The organism is Xanthomonas floridensis, assembly GCF_001642575.1.
GTDB classification, from domain to species: domain Bacteria; phylum Pseudomonadota; class Gammaproteobacteria; order Xanthomonadales; family Xanthomonadaceae; genus Xanthomonas; species Xanthomonas floridensis.
The window spans coordinates 104,870-122,871 of sequence record NZ_LXNG01000056.1 but is presented as its reverse complement, the minus strand read 5'-3'; the positions used below and the strand labels follow the sequence as shown (position 1 = coordinate 122,871).

The following is an 18,002-nucleotide window of genomic DNA, read 5'->3' as shown; positions in this document are numbered from 1 at the left end:
TGGCCTACGCGGTAAAGAAATCCAAGGGCATCGCCGGCTTTCCGCTCAGCTCCAAGGCGCGCGGCGCCACCAGGCACAAGTCGCCCGCAGATCGCTCCTCCCATGCACAACGGCCCTCTCGACCGGTCCTTTGCCCGCTCACCGTCGCGGGACCTTATGCGGCATGGATGCCGCATAAGAGCGTACTTGCGGCGTGTCCTGCGATGGTGAGCGGGCAAGGACCCTGCGGCCACGCCTCAGATCAGCAGCGTCGCAAGCCACCCGTCGCAAGCGTGCAGGCAAGTCACCTCAGACGCCTGCGGAAAAAGCGCAAATCCACCAACAGACCTCAGCCACATCCATCGGCATGGAGATCGCAACAAGGTGCCACCAGCCGCCTCAAGGCGCGTCGAACAAGCGGTTGCTGCGATGATCGCTGTCCGCCACCGCCACACCCACGCGCGCCGCGGCACGACGGTAGTTGTCCAGGCGATGGATCTCCCGTAACCGCGCAATATCCTCGTCCTGGATGGCATGCCACCCCCACCGCTGGAACTGGCCCAGGAACCATTCGCCATCGGACAGCCACGGCATGTTCACCGCACCATCGCGATGAAAGGCCAGCGCCGTCGCATCGCCGCTGGCCGCATCGGTGTCGGCATCCAGACATGCAGCAAGATGCGCTGCCGACACCCCGATATGCTGCGGTTCGGCCAGCCACTGCGCACACTGTGCGCGGTGGCCCGGGCCAGCATCCAGCCAGCGGCAGGCCTCCAGCACGCAGGCCGTCAGCTGCTGCGTCAGGTCCGGCTGCAGGGCAGCGAATTCGCGCCGGCACGCCAGCACCTTTTCCGGATGGCCGGCCCACAGCTCACCGCTGCGGATCACCCGTGCACCCACGCCTTGCGCCTGTGCCACGGCCGCCCACGGTTCGCCGGAGCAATAGCCATCCACCAGCCCGCTGCCCAGCGCGTCGGGCATCTGCGGTGGTGGAATGCTGAGCACATCGACATCGCGCACCGGGTCCACCCCGCCTGCGGCCAGCCAGTAATACAGCCACAACGCATGCGTGCCGGTGGGAAAGGTCTGCGCGAAGACCGCGCGTCGCCCCAGTCCGGCCAGTGCCTGCGGCAACGTCTGCCCGTCTGCCAGTGACTGCGCCAAGGCAGGCGCCAGGGTGATTGCCTGACCGTTGTGATTAAGCGTCATCAGCAAGGCCATCGCGCATTGCGGCCCGGCAATGCCCAGGTCGATGGCGTACACCAGGCTGGCCAGCGCGTGGGCGGCCTCCACCTCGCCCGCCAGCAGCCGGTCGCGCACGCCCGCCCACGAGGCCTGCCGTTGCAGATCCAGGCGCAGGCCATGCGCGTGGTCCAGCCCCAGCCGCTGCGCAGCCACCAGCGGCGCGCAATCGATCAGCGGCATGTAGGCCACGCGCAGTACGGGAAGGTCGGCTTGGCTCATCGGTTCATCCCAGCAATTCGGCCATGGCCACGATGCGACGCGCCACTTCGGCCAGCTTGACGCCCTGCTTCATCGCCTGCTGGCGCAGCGCAGCATAGGCATCGGCCTCACTGAGGCCACGTTTTTCCATCAGCAGACCCTTGGCGCGATCGATCTGCTTGCGGTCCTGCAGGGCTTGCTGCACGTCGTCCAGGCGTTTGCGCATGCTGCTTTCGTGCGCAAACCGCGCCAGCGCCACCTGCACGATCGGCGCCAACCGCGCTGGTGCCAGGCCATCGACCACATACGCGGTGACACCCGCACCGACCGCGGCATGGATCAGTGCATCGTCACCATCGCCGGAAAACATCACCACCGGTCGCGGCGCATGCGTGTGCAGCATCGACAACTGCTCCAGGGTGTCGCGCGAGGGCGAATCCACGTCGATCACCACCACATCCGGCTGCTGGCTCTGTACCGCGTGCAGCAAGGCACCCACCGAGGCCACGTCGTCGAGCACCGTATAGCCGGCGCGCGTGAGCGCCTGGCGCAATTGCCCGATCGGCTTTTCGGTATCGTTGACCAGCAAAACACGCATTGGCGGCAGCGAGGCGTGTGGACGTGGTCCGATGGTGCCATGCAACATGCTGTTGGTGCGAGTCATCTTTTTGGGAGTGAGCCGATGCCGTTGTTCCCGTTGTTTGCCAATCTGCAGGGGCGCGCCGTGCTGGTGATCGGTGGCGGCGAGGTCGCCACGCGCAAGGTGCTGGCGCTACTCAAGGCCGGTGCGCAGATCCGCCTGTACGCGCATGCGCTCTCGCCCGAGCTTGCGGACCTGATGCAGGCCGGTCGCTTCGAGCAACTGGGGGGCGAATTCGATCCTGCCTGGATCGACACGGTGTGGCTGGTGGTCGCAGCCACCGACGACACCGACTTGAACCAACGCGTTGCCGCCGCCGCGGGCGCGCGCCAGCGCCTGGTCAACGTGGTGGACGATGCCGAGTTGTCCACCTATCAGGTGCCGGCTATCGTCGACCGCGACCCTCTGGTGATCGCCATTTCGTCCGCAGGCGCCGCGCCGATGCTGGCACGACGCCTGCGCGAGCGGCTGGAGCGCGAGCTGGATGCGTCGGTAGGCCGCTTCGCCGGCCTGTTTGCGCAGCATCGCGAGCGCATCCGCAGCCAGTTCCCGGACATGAACCGACGCCGGCGCTGGTTCGACCGCGTCATCGACGGCCAGGTGCCTCTGCTGCTGCAAGCCGGCGACGAGGCAGCGGCCGAAGCCGCATTTGCTGCGGCGCTGAACGACGCCGGTGCCGTGCCGGCGCGTGGCAGCGTGCAGCTGGTGGGCACCGGCCCGGGCGATCCGGGCCTGCTGACCTTGAAGGCGCTGCGTGCGATGAACCTGGCCGACGTACTGGTGGCCGGCGATGACATTCCCGATGCGGTGCTCGAACTGGCGCGCCGCGACGCCTCCCGTCGCAGCATGCCGCACGCTGCCCAAGCGCAGCTATCCCTGCTGCTGGAACTGGCCGGCGACGGGCTGCACGTGGTCGCGTTGCGCAGCGGCACCGGCTACGACGACGCTGCTGCCGCAGCGATCGAATCTGCGTTACGCGCACAGGGGCTGGTCTGCGAGCGCGTGCCGGGCATCTACCAGGAGCGGCGCAAGCGACCTGCCGCGTGATCGCTCAGGTGGCCGCGACTACGGAGCACCGCGCGCCCTTCAGGACGCAGCAGAAAGTGGTCTGCAGCTGGCCTGCAAGGATCAATGGCAGGCAGCGTGCAAGGCAGTGCCGCACCTGGGTCATTCCTTCGGCAGTCGCTTGCGCGCACTGTCGCGTACATCGATATCGAAGGTCACCTGCAGCGCCATGTGCTCTGCATGCCCGGCGCCTGCGTCGAAGCTGAAATGCAACCCCTCGCGGCTCGGCAATCGCCGCACATGGTCTTCCAGGGCATCGCGCGGCACCAGCAATTGCCAGTGATCGGTGGCGCAATTGCAGGCCGCGTGACCACCGGTAAGGCTGACGCTGTGGCGTACCAGGCGCGCCCCCTGCCCACTGGGGAGCCGGCTCAGATTATCGACGCTCTGCCCGGCCAGCAGCGTCGCCAGCTCGTCCTCGTCGATGCGGAACCGCACATGCTGGCCTTCAATCTGGATTTTCATGGGTGAGCTGACTCCACTGCTCGGGCGTATTGCAATTGACGAACGCCGCGCGTTCGCTGGCGGTGACAGCCACGCGATGGCCATGCAACGACTGCTGCAAGCCACGCAGCGAGCGTGACGACGCGGCGCCTGCCATCAACGCCGCTACCGCATCCCGCACGGTGGCATCCACGCACACGCGCATCGGCAGCATCTGCGCTTCAAAGGTCACGCAGCGCTGCCGTGCCGGCGCCAGCAACCGTGCCAGCAGCGGCGCGGATAGCAAGGGCATATCCACCGGCACCACTACTACCGTGGTTCCATCGGCGACACGATCGATCACGCTCGCCAGCCCGCCAATCGGCCCCAGGTCGGGCTGCCTGTCCGCGATGCCGGCGTACTCGGGCCGCTCGCCGCTGACCAGCACGTCCTGGGCGCCCGCCGCGCGCAGCAACGCCTGCATGTGCGCAATCAACGGTTGCCCATGCCAGCGGAGCAAGGCCTTGTCCTGCCCCATCCGTGAGGAGCGGCCGCCGGCCAGCACCACGCCCGTCCATGCCGATGCCGCGCTCATGCAGCACATGGCCTTGCTGCGCCGACGTCACGCCGGCTCATGGCAGCACCGCCGGCGCCGCCGGCTGCAGATGCCCCAGGCCGAACACCTCCACCTGAGTGCTCGCTGCTGCGGCGTCCTCCTGTGGCTCCAGCACTGCCCACACATTGGCCTGCAATAACGGGGCAACGCGGAAGGATTCCTGCTGCGGCAGGATCTGCACGCGCAGCACTCCGGCGGCGGTGCACTGCAGGTGCGCGCGCAGATGCTGGCGCCAGGTTGGCCGTGCCTGCATCGGCGTCTCCAGAGCGACGCGCATGCCGCGCTCGGCCGGCACGCCCAACAAGCCGCGCAAGGCCGGCTCGACGAAGAAACGCAGCCCGGCGGCACTGGCCATCGGATTGCCCGGCAGGCCCACATACAACACCCCGTCGGGAAACCGCGCCAGCAGCACCGGTTTGCCCGGTCGCACCGCCACCTTGTGAAACAGCAGGCTCGCGGCATGCCGCGCCAACGCGTGGGGCACGAAGTCATAGCGTCCACGCGAGACGGCACCGGTACTGAGAATGACGTCGGCCCCGGCACTGCGCGCCTGTGCCAGCGCCGCATCGAAGGCAGCATCGTCATCGCCCACCTGCCCTTGCCACACCAGCTGGGCACCTGCTGCACGCACCTGGCTGCATAGATAGCTGCTGGTGCCATCGCGGATCTGGCCGTGCTGCAATGGCTGTGAGGGATCGCTGATCAATTCGCGCCCGGTCGCGATCAAGGCCACGCGCGGGCGCCGCACAACCTGGATCTGCGCGCACCCCAACCCGGCCAACAGCATCAGATGCGCGCCACGCAGCAAGGTACCCGCCTCGATCACCACATCGCCCAGGCGCACATCCTCGCCGCGGCGACGAATATGCTGCCCCGCCCGTACGTCCGCGCGCAGACGAAACCGGATGGGGCGCGCGCCGTTGTGTTCGAGTACTTGCACCTGTTCGATCGGCACCACCGTGTCGGCACCTGCAGGCACACCGGCACCGGTCATGATTTCCCATGCTGCGCCTTCGGCGGCGGCGACTGGATCTGCACCGGCGGGCACGGTATCGGCAACCAGGTGTTCACTTCCCTCCACCGCACCAAGCCCGCGTGTGGCGATCGCAAAGCCATCCATTGCACTGTTATCGAAGGGCGGAAGTTCGGCCGGGCTCGACAGTGCCTGCGCAAGCACCCTGCCTTCGGCATCGGCGCTATCCACCCATTCGCTGGAGAGCGTGGCGACCTGCTGATGCACGATGGCGAGTGCTTCGGCGTAGCTGATCATGAACGACACTGCCGAGCGATGGATGACCTGGCTAGGATACCGGCCCGCCCCGTGGCCGGTATAGCCGCGGCGTCCGCGCGAATCTTCCGCGGCGCCTGCTTACGCGACTGCAGGTCTCGCATTGATTGGCATCTTGCCCAGGCAGGCGGTGTCCATCATCGGGCGCCGCACCCGCAGCCACGCGTGCCGGCGAGGCCTCGCTGACAGGGCTGCCCAGTGCCACTCAAGATCGCAAACCTGCAGGCAGTCAAGGCGAATGCGACGTGCAGCACCTGCATCCACTATTCGTGCGCGCCGTCGCGCAGCCCCACTCGCATCCAGCGGTTGCCCGTCACGACTCAATGGTCATCCGCCTTCTGCCGGCGACTCGCACGCTTTTTCGTCGCGATTCTGCGCGGCTTCGCTACCTTGGTCGGCGGCGGGTGCTTTGCCGCGGTTTTCTTTGTCGCCTTGCCGGCAATGGTTTTCTTGTCCGGACGCTGCGATGCACGCTTTGCAGTCGTCGGACTCAGCGGATTTCGATCTCCTGCCTTCTTGGCGACTACTCGTTTGCGCGTGCCCGCAGCCGCTTCAATGGCGGCGTCCACCTGCACTGTTGCCTCTGGCAGGCGCACGCGAATCCACGTCGGTGCATGATCGCTGGCCTTTTCCAGAGCGCGCACCCACTTATCCACGCCGGCGTCCTGCAGACCGGAGGCCAGTGCGTCATTGAGCAGCAGATGGTCGATCCGCAGGCCGCGATCGCGCGCAAAATGCTGACGAAAATAGTCCCAGAACGTATATGGCGCTGCCTCACCATGCACTGCCAACAGACTGTCGGTCCAACCCTGCGCCCGCAGCGTCCCGTATGCCTGGCGGCTCTCGGGCTGCAGCAAGGCGTCCTTGCGCCATCCCTTGGGATCGTAGATATCCGTATCGGTCGGCACCACGTTGAAATCGCCGATCAAGGCAACCGGGTGCGGCAACTGCACCAGTGTTTTGGCGTGACGGATCAACCGCTGAAACCAGGCCAGCTTGTAGTCGAACTTCGGCCCCGGCTGCGGGTTGCCATTCGGCAGGTACAGGCAGGCCACCACCACGCCATGGATCGCCGCTTCCAGATAGCGGCTTTGCGTGTCGCCAGGGTCCCATGGCAAGCCACGTCGGATCTCCACTGGCTCGGCATCGCGCGCCAACAGTGCCACGCCGTTCCATGATCGCTGCCCCTGCCAGATGACGCCATAGCCGGCGTCACGGATCGCCTGTTCCGGGAACGCCTCCTGGGTGGCTTTCAGTTCCTGCAATCCAACGATGTCCGGCTGCTCGCGCTCGAGCCATTGCAGCAGATGCGGCAGCCGGCTGGCGATACCGTTGACGTTGAACGTGGCGATCTTTCGCGTGATCGGTGCCATGGCGTCCCCGCGACTTTTGGGCCAATGTGATGGCGCTGCAGGGCAGCGTATGCATGAGATCGATGCTCGGGCCAACCCAAGTCGATTGCGTATGCGGAAATGGTTGCTTGGGCGAGCCGGCCACTACTCTCAGGCGCATCGCTCTCCAAGCCGATAGCGACGACACAAGGCGCACGCGAATAGCCGTGGCCGCCAATCGACGCCCGACGGCCGTGCCCCTCTCTCACGCCCCGGGGTCGGCGGGCCCCAGCTGATGGGCGGCCAGGAGTTCTTCGATCCGTTTTGCGATCTGCGCGGCCTGTTCCGGCGAATCGGCAGCGTCGCTGATTGTCTCTGCGCGCGCATGAAACACATCCCAGAAATCGTCCGGGTGTTGCTGACGGATCTGGGGCAGCTGCTCTTCCAGCTCTTTCAATTGCGCATCGATGTCGGGGGTCATGCAGGTTTCCTCTCAATCGGCTAAGGGCAAACGGCTTTCGGCGTCAGGCCGGGCTGCATGCCGGGGATTTGTCCGCACCGTGGAGGTCAGGCGTGAGGTCATCGATCGAGCACGGAGCGAATACGAACCTGGCTCCACCCTACTGCCTCGCCGGTGAGCCTCACGCCAACGTGTGATGCAGCCAGCACGACCTGCCCCAAAGACGACCGGACACCTCGACCGGCCAGGCGCCGGGGCTCGCCGCTGCCCACAAAGTCAGCACTCCCGATAGCGAGCTGAGCCGCTGCAACGCACATCCCATCGGTTGCATCAAGCAGCTGCTCCCCTGTCCAATGCAGCAGCACCCTCGGTGAAACGCATCATCACTGCGGTCGTGCCGCATCAGCACCCTTGCGTGGCGATGTGTCTTGCGCGCCCTAGAACACCGGGCATTTTTCGGATCACTTGCGCATGTCACGCGCAATGCGCGCTACGCACAAACAGGTAGTGCCGATTCCGTCCGACGTAACCGCAACCCGGCCGCAGTGCCGCAACCACGGTCAAGCCGCGCGGATTGGCGCCGGTACAGCGCAGCGCTGCACATTGCGTACCAGCGTTGCGCGACAATAGCGCCATGAGCAGCCACGACATCTCCCCCGCCGATGCGCGCACACGCGCCCTGCAGGGCGCCTTGCTGATCGATATCCGGCAACTGCACGAGCGCGTCAGCGGCCAGGCCGAAGGCGCCACGGCCATCGCGCAAGGTGACCTGGAAGCTGAGCCCGCCCACCATCTGCCCGAGCAGGCGCGCGAGATCGTGTTGATCTGCCAGAGCGGCAAGCGTTCTGCGCAGACGGCCGCAGCCTTGCGTGCGCACGGGTTCACCCGGGTTACCTCGGTGCTGGGCGGTACCACGGCATGGCAGAGCGCCGGCTTGCCGGTGGTGCGCCCGTCGCTGCCCGCAGACGAACAGGACTTTCTGGAACGCTATTCGCGGCACTTGCGGCTGCCGCAAGTCGGGTTCGAAGGCCAGCAGCGATTGGCACGTGCGCGCGTGCTGCTGATCGGCGCAGGCGGCCTTGGCTCGCCGGCGGCGTTCTATCTGGCGGCGGCTGGCGTTGGGCATTTGCGTCTGGCTGACGATGATGTGGTCGACCGCAGCAATCTGCAGCGCCAGATCCTGCATACCGAAGCCAGTGTCGGCCTCGCCAAGGTCGACTCGGCGGCGCAACGTATTGCCGCGCTGAATCCACGTGTGCAGATCGACGCGGTGCAGACACGTGTCACCGCAGAGAATGTGGAAGCCTTGCTGCAGGACGTGGACATCGTGGTCGATGGCGCCGACAACTTTCCTGCGCGCTATCTGCTCAACGACGCCTGCGTCAGGCTCGGCAAACCGCTGGTCTACGGCGCAGTGCAACAGTTCGAGGGCCAGGTGAGCGTGTTCGATGCTGGCCGCAATCGTGGCCATGCGCCCTGCTACCGCTGCCTGTTCCCCGAGCCGCCGCCGCCCGAATTCGCACCCAGCTGCGCCGAAGCGGGCGTGCTTGGCGTGCTGCCCGGTGTGATTGGCCTGCTGCAGGCAACCGAGGCGGTGAAGTTGCTGCTCGGCATTGGCGACAGCCTGGCCGGGCGTCTGCTCAGCTTCGACGCGCTGTCGATGCGGTTTCGCGAAATCCGCCTGCCGCCGGATCCGCAATGCCCGGTCTGTGCGCCAGGCACGCCGTTTGCGGGGTACCCGGACTACGCCGCATTCTGCGGCAGCGCCCTCGGCTGACAGCTGCCATCGCGCTGGCCATTTGCAGGCCCAGGTAGCGCAGCGGCCGCGCTACGCCGCAGTACCAGTCATGGAGTGCCCAAGCGCGAGGAATGCACGCATTCCTCGCACGCCTACAGCGCGTAAGGAATCACCCGCACGATCTCGCCAGCTTCGAAACGACGCGCCTGCTCCGGCAGCACGATCAGCGCATTGCTGTCGGCGGCACCGCGCAGCAGATGCGAGGCGTCGCCACGATGCGGCAGCGCGCTCAGGCGTCCATCCGCGCCGCACTCCAGCCGCCCGCGCAGAAATTCCAGCCGCTCATGGCGTTTTTCCCAGGGGCTGGCCAGCGCGGCATTCCATAGCGGCCGTGGCTCGCTGCGCCCCTGCAGGCCATCCAGCAACGGCACGCCATAGGCGATCAGCGTTGCCAGCACCGAGACCGGATTGCCTGGCAGCCCCAGGATCACGCAGCGGCCGATCTGCCCCAGCACCGCCGGCATGCCCGGGCGCATGCGTACGCGCCAGAAATGGATCTGGCCCAGTTCGCCGATCAGCCGCGGCAGATAATCCTTTTCCCCTGCGGACACGCCGCCACAGGTGATCACCACATCGAACGCCGCCGCTGCATCTTCCAGCATGGTGCGGATGCGCTGCGGATCGTCCGGCAACGTCGGCCACGCGGTGGGCGCATAGCCCAGCGCCCGCAGCTGCGCCATCAGCATGTCGCGATTGCTGTTGTAGATCTGTCCGGGGCCCAGCGGCATGCCCGGCTCCACCAGCTCGTCGCCGGTGGCCAGCACCGCAATGGTGGGCCGCGGCGCCACCGCCAGCCGCGAGACCCCGAGCGCCGCCGCCAGCCCGATGCGGGCCGGGGTCAGCACCTGCCCGGCCTGGATCACCAGATCGCCCGCACGCACATCGCTGCCAGCCAGGCGCACCGAGGCACCCGCGCCTGGCGCAGTACGAATGAGCACCAGCCCATCGCGCTCTTCGGTGTCTTCCTTGGGCACCACGGTGTCGGCACCGGCCGGCAGTGGCGCGCCGGTGGTGATACGCAGGCATTGCCCTGGACCCAGCGTGCCGTCCCAGCGCTCGCCGGCAAATTGCTCGCCAACCAGGTGCAGGCGGGGTTGCGCCTCCACCAGATCGGCATGCCGCAGCGCAAAGCCGTCCATCGCACTATTGGCGAACGGAGGCAGCGCGAGCGGAGCAATCAGATCGCCGGCGGAAATACGTCCATCGGCACGTGCGGTGGCGATCGTTTCGTCCGGCGGACGATTGGCGCCGGCCACGGCATGCAGGATCTGCAGCGCCTGCGCGTAGGCAATACGGGTGGGATAGTCGTTCATGCCGCGAAGGATACCAGCGCCTCGCTAAAGGCCGGTGCAGCGCCGCCTCGGAAGACAGTGCTGCATCTGGCAGACGACACGCAGTAGCCCATGCGCGGCCGCACGTGTCGTCGCCACCACGCCGCGCATGCACGACGTGGTGGCAGGTCTTACTTGCCCTTGACGTGCCGCATCAGGCGCCGCTTGCGCGCAACCTGGCGGTCGGTCAGCGGGTTCTTCTTGCCTTCGTACGGATTGGCGCCTTCGCGGAAGATGAAACGCACCGGTGTGCCGACCAACTTGAAGCGCTTGCGGAAGAAGTTTTCCAGATAGCGCTTGTACGATTCGGGCAACACCTTCAAGCGCGTGCCATGCACGATGAAGGTCGGCGGATTTGCGCCGCCCGGATGCACGTAACGCAGCTTGGAGACATGGCCACGGATGCTCGGCGGCGGATTGGTCTCGTAGGCGATTTCCAACGCCTGGTTCACTTCGCTGGTGCTGAACTCATGCGTGGCCGATGCATGCGCACGATGGATCGCCTGGAACAGCTCGCGCATACCCGAGCCATGCAGCGCGGAGATCCGCACCGCCTCGGCCCAGTTCACGAAGCCCAGCTTGCGCGACAGCAGGTCTTCGGCCTGCGCCCGCTGGTAGTCGCTCTGCCCATCCCACTTGTTGATCGCCACCACCAGGGCGCGGCCAGCATCCAGGATGGCACCCAGAATCGTTGCGTCCTGATCGGTCACGCCTTCGGTGGCATCGAGCATCAGCACCGCGACCTGGCATTGCTCGATCGCCTGCAGCGTCTTGAACGCGCTGAATTTCTCCACCGCCTCTTCCACCTTGCCGCGGCGGCGCAGCCCGGCGGTATCGATCAGGCGGTATTGGCGATTGTCGCGCTCCAGATCCACCGCGATCGAATCGCGGGTGGTGCCCGGCACTTCGGAGGCGATCATGCGCTCCTCGCCGAGCAGGCGATTGACCAGCGTCGACTTGCCCACGTTCGGGCGACCCACGAAGGCGATGCGCACACGCGCCGGGTCGTTGTCCAGCAGCTCGCCAGACCCTTCTTCCGGCAGCCGTGCACCGACTTCCTCAAGCAGTTCGTCGATGCCCTGCCGATGCGCGGCAGACAACGCCACCACATCGGAGAACCCGTAGCGCGCAAATTCCGAGCGCACGGTTTCTTCATCGGTGCCGTCGATCTTGTTGATCACCAGCACGGTGGGACGCGCCAACTTGCGCAACCAGGCCAGGATCTCGTCATCGAGCGAGGACGCACCTTCGCGGCCATCGACCACGAACAACACCAGATCGGCTTCGCCGGCGGCGGCACGCGCCTGACGCGCGGTGGCGCCGGCCAGGCCTTCTTCCTCGCCGGCGATACCGCCGGTGTCGACGACGATGAAGGGTTGCTGCTCGTCGAGGCGGCAGACACCGTAATTGCGGTCGCGGGTGACGCCGGGCTGGTCGTGGACCAGCGCGTCACGGGTGCGCGTCAGCGCATTGAAGATGGTGGACTTGCCGACATTGGGCCGTCCAACCAGGGCGACCAGGGGCAGCATCGCAAGGTCCTTATTGTGCCAACCGGAAGGCGGAAAGATCGCCGTCGGTATTTTGTACCAGCAGAATGCCATCCACGACCACCGGCTGCGCCAGCAGCGTGTCGCGTCCAGCGCGAGCGCGCGCGGCCAGTGCACCGTCGCTGAGCTTCAGCCAGTGCAGGTAGCCCTTGTAATCGCCGACCACGGCATAGTCGCCCTGGATGGCCACACCGGTCAGTGAGCGGCGCGCCAGGGCAGCCTGCGACCACATCGCCGCACCGCTGGTCTTGTCCAGGCCCCAGACCGAGCCGGCATTGTCGGACACCACCACCACGGCCGACGACACACCAACGCCACCGGCGCCGCCATGATCGCGCGTCCACAGCGGGCGGCCGCTCGGGCCTTCCAGTGCGAGGGTTTCGTTCTTGAAGCTGGTGGCGTACAGCGTGGTGCCATCCACCACCGGCGCGCCGTCCACGTCGGACATGCGCTCCAGCTCGGTACGACCTTCTGGAACGCCGATGGCTTGCTCCCACAACGGGCGGCCATCCTGCAGCGCCAGCGCACTCAAGGTGCCGCTGTCGTTGCCCACAAATACCACGCCCGGGCCGGTCACGATCGGCGCATTGCCGCGCACCGACAGGGTCGGGCCTTCTTCGGCATGGAACCAGCGACGCTCGCCGGTGGCGGCATCGAACGCGGTCACACGGCCGTCGTTGCTGCGCACCAGCACCAGATTCTGCGCGACTGCCGGTGCGGCGATCACTTCGTTCGGCACCTTGGCACGCCATTTTTCAGTGCCATCGGCCTGGTTCAGGGCAATCACATCGCCAGACAGGCTACCGATCACCACCAGGCCTTCGCCAACGCCGGGACCACCGGACAGGCGCTGCTTGAACTTGCGATCGTTGCGCTCTTCCTTCTTGGGCTTGTATTCCCATACGCGCTTGCCGGTTTGCAGGTCCAGCGCCTGCACGCCACCGGTGATCGCTGCGGCATACACCTTGCCATCTGCCACGGCCGGGCGCTGGCGCACGCCGATGTGTCCTTCGCCCTTGCCGACGCCGGTGGACCAGAGTTTGTCGACCTTGACCGACGGCTCGAACTTGACCAGCTCGGCAGGTTCCTGCGCCTTCTTGGCAGCAGCATCCTTACCCGCAAACCAGCCCTTGACCGTGCTGCAACCGGCCAACGAGGCGCCCATCAGGGCGATCAACGCAATGCGCTTGTACATGGTGTCCTGCTTCATCAAATCTGCTCCGCCGGATCGGGCACCTTGCCGCCCACATCCATCAGCTTGGTTTCCAGCAAACGGCGTTGCGGCGAAGCCACATCCACCGTGGGCAGTGCCCGGGTATACAGCGCACGCGCCTCATCGGGCTTGCCTTGCGCGACCAGTGCATCGCCGCGGATTTCCAGGCTGGCATGGTCCTGCGCATCGGCCAGCAGCTTGATTGCTTCGTCCGGCTTGCCGCTTTCGATCAGCACGCGCGCCAGGCGCTGCTGCACGATCTGCTTGAGCTCGCCCTCGGCGGGCACGTCACGCAGGGTCTTGATCGCTTCGGCATTCTTGCCGGCATCGACCTGGGCCTTGGCCAGACGCAGTGCCGCAAGCTCGGCGTAGATGCCGCCCTTGCCGTCGTCCAGCGCCACGATGTCCTTGGCGGCCTTGTCCAGGTTCTTGGCCTGGATCGACTTCACCACCGCCTCGTAACGGGCGTTGGCTTCAACCAGTTCGGTATTGGTGCGCTTTTGCCACCACTGCCAGCCCAGGATCAGTGCCAGCCCGAGCAGGACGCCGCCCACCAGACCCGCACCATTCTTTCTCAACCAGGAACGAACGCGTTCGCCTTGTTCGTGTTCGTCCAGCAGATCGTCGATCGCCATGCGTACTCTCGCTCCGTCATCCCGGAGGCGCGGAACATCAAAAGGGAAAAATGAAAAACCGCAGTCCGCTTCACTCGGAAGCAGGCACCACGGAGCCGTCGGAGGATACCGCAAAACGTGCCACGTTAGCGCGCTGGAACGGTTTCACATCGACGATACTGCCGCCTTGCTGAACCTCTACCGCCGACGCGTTGCCCAGCACGATGCGACCCACCTGGCCCGGCGAATAGGTGCGATGTTCGCCGGCACGAATCAGTGCCTTCTCCACCGCAGTGCCATCCGGCGCCAGGATCTGTACCCAACTGTCGCCACTGAAACTCAGCGACAGGCTAGCGCCAACGGCGGGTTCCGGCGCCTCGCTGACCGGGGTCGCGCGCGGCACTGGCGTCATTGACGCGATATACGGCGCCGGCTGTTCGCGTGGCGCGGCTGCAGGCTGCGCTGCGGCGGCGGCCGGGTCACCGGACTTGGTGGCCACGGGCATGCTGTCCAGCGACACCGTGTTCGGCGCCTTGCCATCCAGGTGCGAGCGGGTCGCGTACCAGACCGGCACGGCGAACACGCCGGTGATGACGACGTACATGGCCTTGCGCGCGGTACTTTCGAAAATGCGGCGCGCACGCGGCGTATGGGTGTGGCTCACCAGCTTGACCGGCTCGACCGGCGCAATGGTGGCTTGCTGCAACAGCGGCTCCAGATCGACCTGCAACAGGCGCGCATAACTGCGCAACTGCCCGCGCACGAACACCGGCGCGCCGAGGCGCTGCCAGTCTTCCTGCTCCAGCGACCGCACCACGTGGGCCGGCATGCGCAGCTTGCCCGCCACCTCGTCCACACTCAGACCTGCTGACTCGCGCGCTTCGCGCAAGTGCTGTCCGCAGCCCTTTTCCTGCTCGAAAGGGTTCGGATTGGAATCACTGATCACAATGCATTGGCCCCGGGATTAGCGGTCGCTGCGTCAGGAAATTCCTTGACCAACCGCTGTTGGTAACGGCCGGCAGCTACCTTGTCGCCCAGCCCTTGCTCAATCTGAATGGCGAGTTGTAACACGGAAGCCGTTGCCGGTGCAGCCGCGAGCCTCCGTTCGACAAATGCGCGCGCCTCGAAAAAATTGCGGCGCCCTGCTTCCAGACGCGCCATCGATTCCAGCGCATAGGGATTATTCGGATCCAACTCCAGCGCCTTGCGCAGATCGCCGGTCGCACGTTCGGGCTGACCAGCCTTCAGCGCACAACCACCGGCATTACCTAGCGCAGACGCTGGCGATGCGTAGGTTCTGTCGGTGAGTGCCCGATCGAACCACAGCAGCGATTCAGCAGGCGAGCCATTCGCGCACAGCCAGGCACCGTAGTTATTCAGCACATCGCCACGCTGGGGAGCCAGCTCGGCAGCGCGGCGGTACGATGCACCCGACCCGGTCACATCGCCCCTGGCGCCCTGGATCAGGGCCAGCATGCCGATGGCATCCACCGACTGCGATTCCTTCTTCAACGCCGCCCGCACCTGCTCTTCGGCACCGGCGTAATCGCCGGTCTGCAGCCGGTTGCGGGCCAGGCCCAGCTTCTCCTGGACGGCAAGACGATTCTTGGTGGCCTTGTCGTCGCGGAACGAATACACCGGCGCGACTTCTTCCACACTCTTGGCCGAACCGGCCTTGGCATTGCGCCCGCCGCAGCCGACCGCGCACAACGCGATCGCCACGGCCGCCATTAACGCGAGTTCACGCTGCCGCATCTCGATCGGCCTGCCCTTCCAATGTGCGGCGGAACTCCGCCTGGCGACGGGTGCGGTCCATGACCTGGCCCTTGAGCTGCCCGCAGGCTGCATCGATGTCGTCGCCGCGGGTACGGCGCACCATCGTCAGCACCTGCGCGTCGAGCAGGATCTTCTGGAATGCGCGGATCTCCGTTTCGCCGGAGCGCTCATAGCGCGTGCCGGGGAACGGGTTGAACGGAATCAGGTTGACCTTGCCGGCGTCCTTGGACTGCACGGCATTATCGAACTGCCGCATCAGCCTGGCCAGCTGGCGCGCGTGCTCCGGCTGGTCGTTGATGCCCTTCATCAAGGTGTATTCGAAGGTCACCGAATCGCGCTTCTTGCTGCCGCGCAGATAGCGGGCGCAGGACTCCATCAACTCTGCGATCGGGTACTTCTTGTTCAGCGGCACCAGGCTCTCGCGCAAGGTGTCGTTGGCGGCATGCAGGGACACCGCGAGCGAGACATCGCTCTCGGTGGACAGCCGGTCGATCATCGGCACCAGGCCAGAGGTCGACAGCGTGACCCGCTTGCTGGCCAGGCCGTAGCCCAGGTCGTCACGCATCACGCTCATCGCGCGCACGACGTTGTCGAAATTCATCAGCGGCTCGCCCATGCCCATCATCACCACGTTGGTGAGACGGCGCTGCTGGTGCGGCACGTTGCCCAGATGACGCGCCGCCACCCACACCTGCCCGATGATCTCGGCGGTGGTCAGGTTGCGGTTGAAGCCCTGGGTGGCGGTCGAACAAAAGGTGCAGTTCAGGCCGCAACCGACCTGGGAGGACACGCACAGCGTGCCGCGGCCCTTGTCGGGGATGTAGACGGTCTCGATCGCGTTCTTGCCGTCGGTGCCCATGGCCAACAGCCACTTATGGGTACCGTCGGTGGAGGGCTTGTCGAAGACAACATTCGGAACCAGCACCTCGGCATGCTGGTGCAACTTCGCACGCAATGCCTTGCCGAGGTCGGTCATCTGGTCGAAATCGGTGACGTAGCGGTGGTGGATCCACTTCATCACCTGATGGGCACGGTAGCGCGCTTCGCCGAGCGTGTCGGCGAAGAAGCGCTCCAGTCCCTCGCGATCGAGGTCGAGCAGGTTCTGCTTGCGCACCGGCGCTGCGGGGACGGGAACGTCGTGCAGCACGGAGGGGATCACGACCTCATTCACGATTCGACTCACTCGGCCTCAGCGCGAGACCACTTCCGTAGCGGCAAAGAAATACGCGACTTCGTTGGCGGCGTTCTCGACCGAGTCCGAGCCGTGGGCGGCATTGGCATCGATCGAATCGGCGAAGTCGGCGCGGATGGTGCCCGGCGCAGCGTCCTTGGGATTGGTCGCGCCCAGCAGGTCGCGGTGCGCGGCAACGGCGTTCTCGCCTTCCAGCGCCTGGATCATTACCGGGCCGGAGATCATGAACTCGACCAGCGCATTGAAGAACGGACGCTCGCGGTGCACGGCATAAAAGCCTTCGGCCTCACGGCGCGACAGCTGCTTGTACTTGGCGGCCACGACCTTCAGGCCAGCCTTCTCAAAACGGCTGTAGATTTCGCCGATGACGTTCTTGGCAACGGCGTCGGGCTTGATGATGGACAGGGTGCGCTCCAGCGCCATGGGAATTCTCCGTTGGGCGGGCCACTGAAGGCCCGAGGTTATCATGAAAAAAACCCGCGTCAAAACGCGGGCTTAGGCTTCTTTGCGATGGTCAATTCTATCTCGTTGGCTATTTGTTTGCATACTGCCCCCTGAATCGTGCTGCAGCGCCGCATGACCAGGCACGATCCTGGCCGTAGACTCAAACAATCGTTTGATTGAGCCTGACCCGACGCATGCCCAAGCCAGCCCACTTCTCCACCAAGGACCGCATTCTCGGTGCGGCCGAGGAGCTGTTCGCCCAGCATGGGTTTGCCGGCACCTCGCTGCGCCAGCTCACCACCCAGGCCGACGTCAACATTGCCGCGGTCAACTACCACTTCGGCTCCAAGGAAAACCTGGTCAACGAGGTGTTCCGCCGGCGCATGGACGAGATGACCACCGCGCGGCTGCAGCAGCTGGAAGCGGCGAAGAAGTCGCAACCCGGCGAACTCACCGCGGTACTGGCGGCGTTCGTCGAACCGGCGCTGGCGATGGCGCAGGACCGCCAGAACGGCGGCGCCTTCGTGCGCGTGATCGCCCGCGCCTATGCGGAAAAGAACGACAACCTGCGCAAGTTCCTGTCCGACCACTACGGGCACGTGCTGCGCGAATTCGGCAAGGCCATCGCCGCCTGCGTGCCGGGGCTGAGCAAGGAGGAGCTGTACTGGCGCCTGGACTTCCTGGCCGGTGCGCTGACCTATGCCATGGCCGATTTCGGCCTGATCAAGCGCCCGGCCGGCGTCAGCGAGGCCGACCACCGCGCCCGTGCGGCGCGCGAACTCATTCGTTTCGCGGAACCCGGTTTCCGCGCTCATTCCACACCGTAAACGTTCCACAAGAGG

General features: G+C 65.8%; 18 protein-coding genes. 3 read left to right on the top strand and 15 right to left on the bottom strand.

All coding sequences use genetic code 11. The annotated features are described in order from the left end of the window. Window positions 1-378 precede the first annotated feature (378 nt). On the bottom strand, window positions 379-1,443 hold the full coding sequence (locus A7D17_RS20795) for a CmpA/NrtA family ABC transporter substrate-binding protein (RefSeq protein WP_064510845.1): 1,065 nt from the start codon (window positions 1,441-1,443) through the stop codon (window positions 379-381). Window positions 1,444-1,447: 4 nt separating this feature from the next. Beyond that, complete coding sequence (locus A7D17_RS20790) at window positions 1,448-2,020, bottom strand: ANTAR domain-containing response regulator (RefSeq protein ID WP_064510879.1); 573 nt, start codon at window positions 2,018-2,020, stop codon at window positions 1,448-1,450. An 84-nt stretch (window positions 2,021-2,104) separates the two neighbouring features. Between A7D17_RS20790 and A7D17_RS20785 the strand changes: the two genes are divergently transcribed. Further along, window positions 2,105-3,109 (top strand): NAD(P)-dependent oxidoreductase, encoded by a 1,005-nt coding sequence (locus tag A7D17_RS20785; protein WP_064510844.1) that lies wholly within the window; start codon window positions 2,105-2,107, stop codon window positions 3,107-3,109. Between the two features lie 120 nt (window positions 3,110-3,229). Here the strand turns inward: A7D17_RS20785 and A7D17_RS20780 are convergent, their stop codons facing one another. From A7D17_RS20780 to A7D17_RS20760, 5 genes are all read right to left on the bottom strand, one after another. Beyond that, the gene (locus A7D17_RS20780) at window positions 3,230-3,592 is read right to left on the bottom strand and encodes a hypothetical protein (protein ID WP_064510843.1); all 363 of its coding nucleotides are present in this window, start codon (window positions 3,590-3,592) and stop codon (window positions 3,230-3,232) included. Continuing rightward, window positions 3,576-4,145, bottom strand: a complete 570-nt coding sequence (locus A7D17_RS20775; RefSeq protein ID WP_064510878.1) for a molybdenum cofactor guanylyltransferase — start codon at window positions 4,143-4,145, stop codon at window positions 3,576-3,578. Before A7D17_RS20775 ends, A7D17_RS20780 begins: the two co-directional genes overlap by 17 nt. 37 nt (window positions 4,146-4,182) lie before the next feature. Beyond that, window positions 4,183-5,436 (bottom strand): molybdopterin molybdotransferase MoeA, encoded by a 1,254-nt coding sequence (locus A7D17_RS20770; RefSeq protein ID WP_064510877.1) that lies wholly within the window; start codon window positions 5,434-5,436, stop codon window positions 4,183-4,185. Window positions 5,437-5,774: 338 nt separating this feature from the next. After that, a complete protein-coding gene (xth, locus tag A7D17_RS20765; RefSeq protein WP_064510842.1) occupies window positions 5,775-6,827 on the bottom strand; it encodes an exodeoxyribonuclease III in 1,053 nt (350 codons plus the stop codon). A gap of 223 nt (window positions 6,828-7,050) precedes the next feature. Next, on the bottom strand, window positions 7,051-7,266 hold the full coding sequence (locus A7D17_RS20760; protein WP_064510841.1) for a hypothetical protein: 216 nt from the start codon (window positions 7,264-7,266) through the stop codon (window positions 7,051-7,053). A 613-nt stretch (window positions 7,267-7,879) separates the two neighbouring features. Here A7D17_RS20760 and moeB point away from each other — a divergent pair. Next, window positions 7,880-9,022 carry a molybdopterin-synthase adenylyltransferase MoeB gene (gene moeB, locus A7D17_RS20755; RefSeq protein WP_064510840.1) on the top strand — a complete coding sequence of 381 codons (1,143 nt, stop codon included), beginning with the start codon at window positions 7,880-7,882 and terminating at the stop codon, window positions 9,020-9,022. 113 nt (window positions 9,023-9,135) lie between these two features. Here moeB and A7D17_RS20750 read toward each other — a convergent pair whose 3' ends face one another. The 8 genes from A7D17_RS20750 to ndk all read right to left on the bottom strand — a co-directional run bounded on the left by A7D17_RS20750 (window position 9,136) and on the right by ndk (window position 17,139). Next, complete coding sequence (locus tag A7D17_RS20750) at window positions 9,136-10,356, bottom strand: molybdopterin molybdotransferase MoeA (RefSeq protein WP_064510839.1); 1,221 nt, start codon at window positions 10,354-10,356, stop codon at window positions 9,136-9,138. Between the two features lie 149 nt (window positions 10,357-10,505). Further along, entirely contained in the window at window positions 10,506-11,903 is a 1,398-nt protein-coding gene (gene der, locus A7D17_RS20745) for a ribosome biogenesis GTPase Der (protein ID WP_064510838.1), read from the bottom strand. A 10-nt stretch (window positions 11,904-11,913) separates the two neighbouring features. Next, a complete protein-coding gene (gene bamB / locus A7D17_RS20740) occupies window positions 11,914-13,131 on the bottom strand; it encodes an outer membrane protein assembly factor BamB (RefSeq protein ID WP_064510837.1) in 1,218 nt (405 codons plus the stop codon). After that, the gene (locus A7D17_RS20735; protein ID WP_064510836.1) at window positions 13,131-13,769 is read right to left on the bottom strand and encodes a YfgM family protein; all 639 of its coding nucleotides are present in this window, start codon (window positions 13,767-13,769) and stop codon (window positions 13,131-13,133) included. The genes bamB and A7D17_RS20735 overlap by 1 nt, the downstream gene beginning before the upstream one ends. A 70-nt stretch (window positions 13,770-13,839) precedes the next feature. Next, the gene (locus A7D17_RS20730) at window positions 13,840-14,694 is read right to left on the bottom strand and encodes a helix-turn-helix domain-containing protein (RefSeq protein WP_064510835.1); all 855 of its coding nucleotides are present in this window, start codon (window positions 14,692-14,694) and stop codon (window positions 13,840-13,842) included. Continuing rightward, entirely contained in the window at window positions 14,691-15,479 is a 789-nt protein-coding gene (gene pilW, locus A7D17_RS20725) for a type IV pilus biogenesis/stability protein PilW (protein ID WP_064510834.1), read from the bottom strand. The genes A7D17_RS20730 and pilW overlap by 4 nt, the downstream gene beginning before the upstream one ends. 10 nt (window positions 15,480-15,489) lie before the next feature. Beyond that, window positions 15,490-16,695: a dual-specificity RNA methyltransferase RlmN gene (rlmN, locus tag A7D17_RS20720; RefSeq protein WP_064510833.1), complete on the bottom strand. Its 1,206-nt coding sequence runs from the start codon at window positions 16,693-16,695 to the stop codon at window positions 15,490-15,492. An 18-nt stretch (window positions 16,696-16,713) separates the two neighbouring features. Next, a complete protein-coding gene (gene ndk, locus A7D17_RS20715; protein ID WP_002812972.1) occupies window positions 16,714-17,139 on the bottom strand; it encodes a nucleoside-diphosphate kinase in 426 nt (141 codons plus the stop codon). Window positions 17,140-17,354: 215 nt separating this feature from the next. Here ndk and A7D17_RS20710 point away from each other — a divergent pair, with 215 nt between their 5' ends. Beyond that, window positions 17,355-17,987, top strand: coding sequence for a TetR/AcrR family transcriptional regulator (locus A7D17_RS20710; RefSeq protein ID WP_064510832.1), 633 nt, complete (start codon window positions 17,355-17,357; stop codon window positions 17,985-17,987). Window positions 17,988-18,002: the final 15 nt, after the last annotated feature.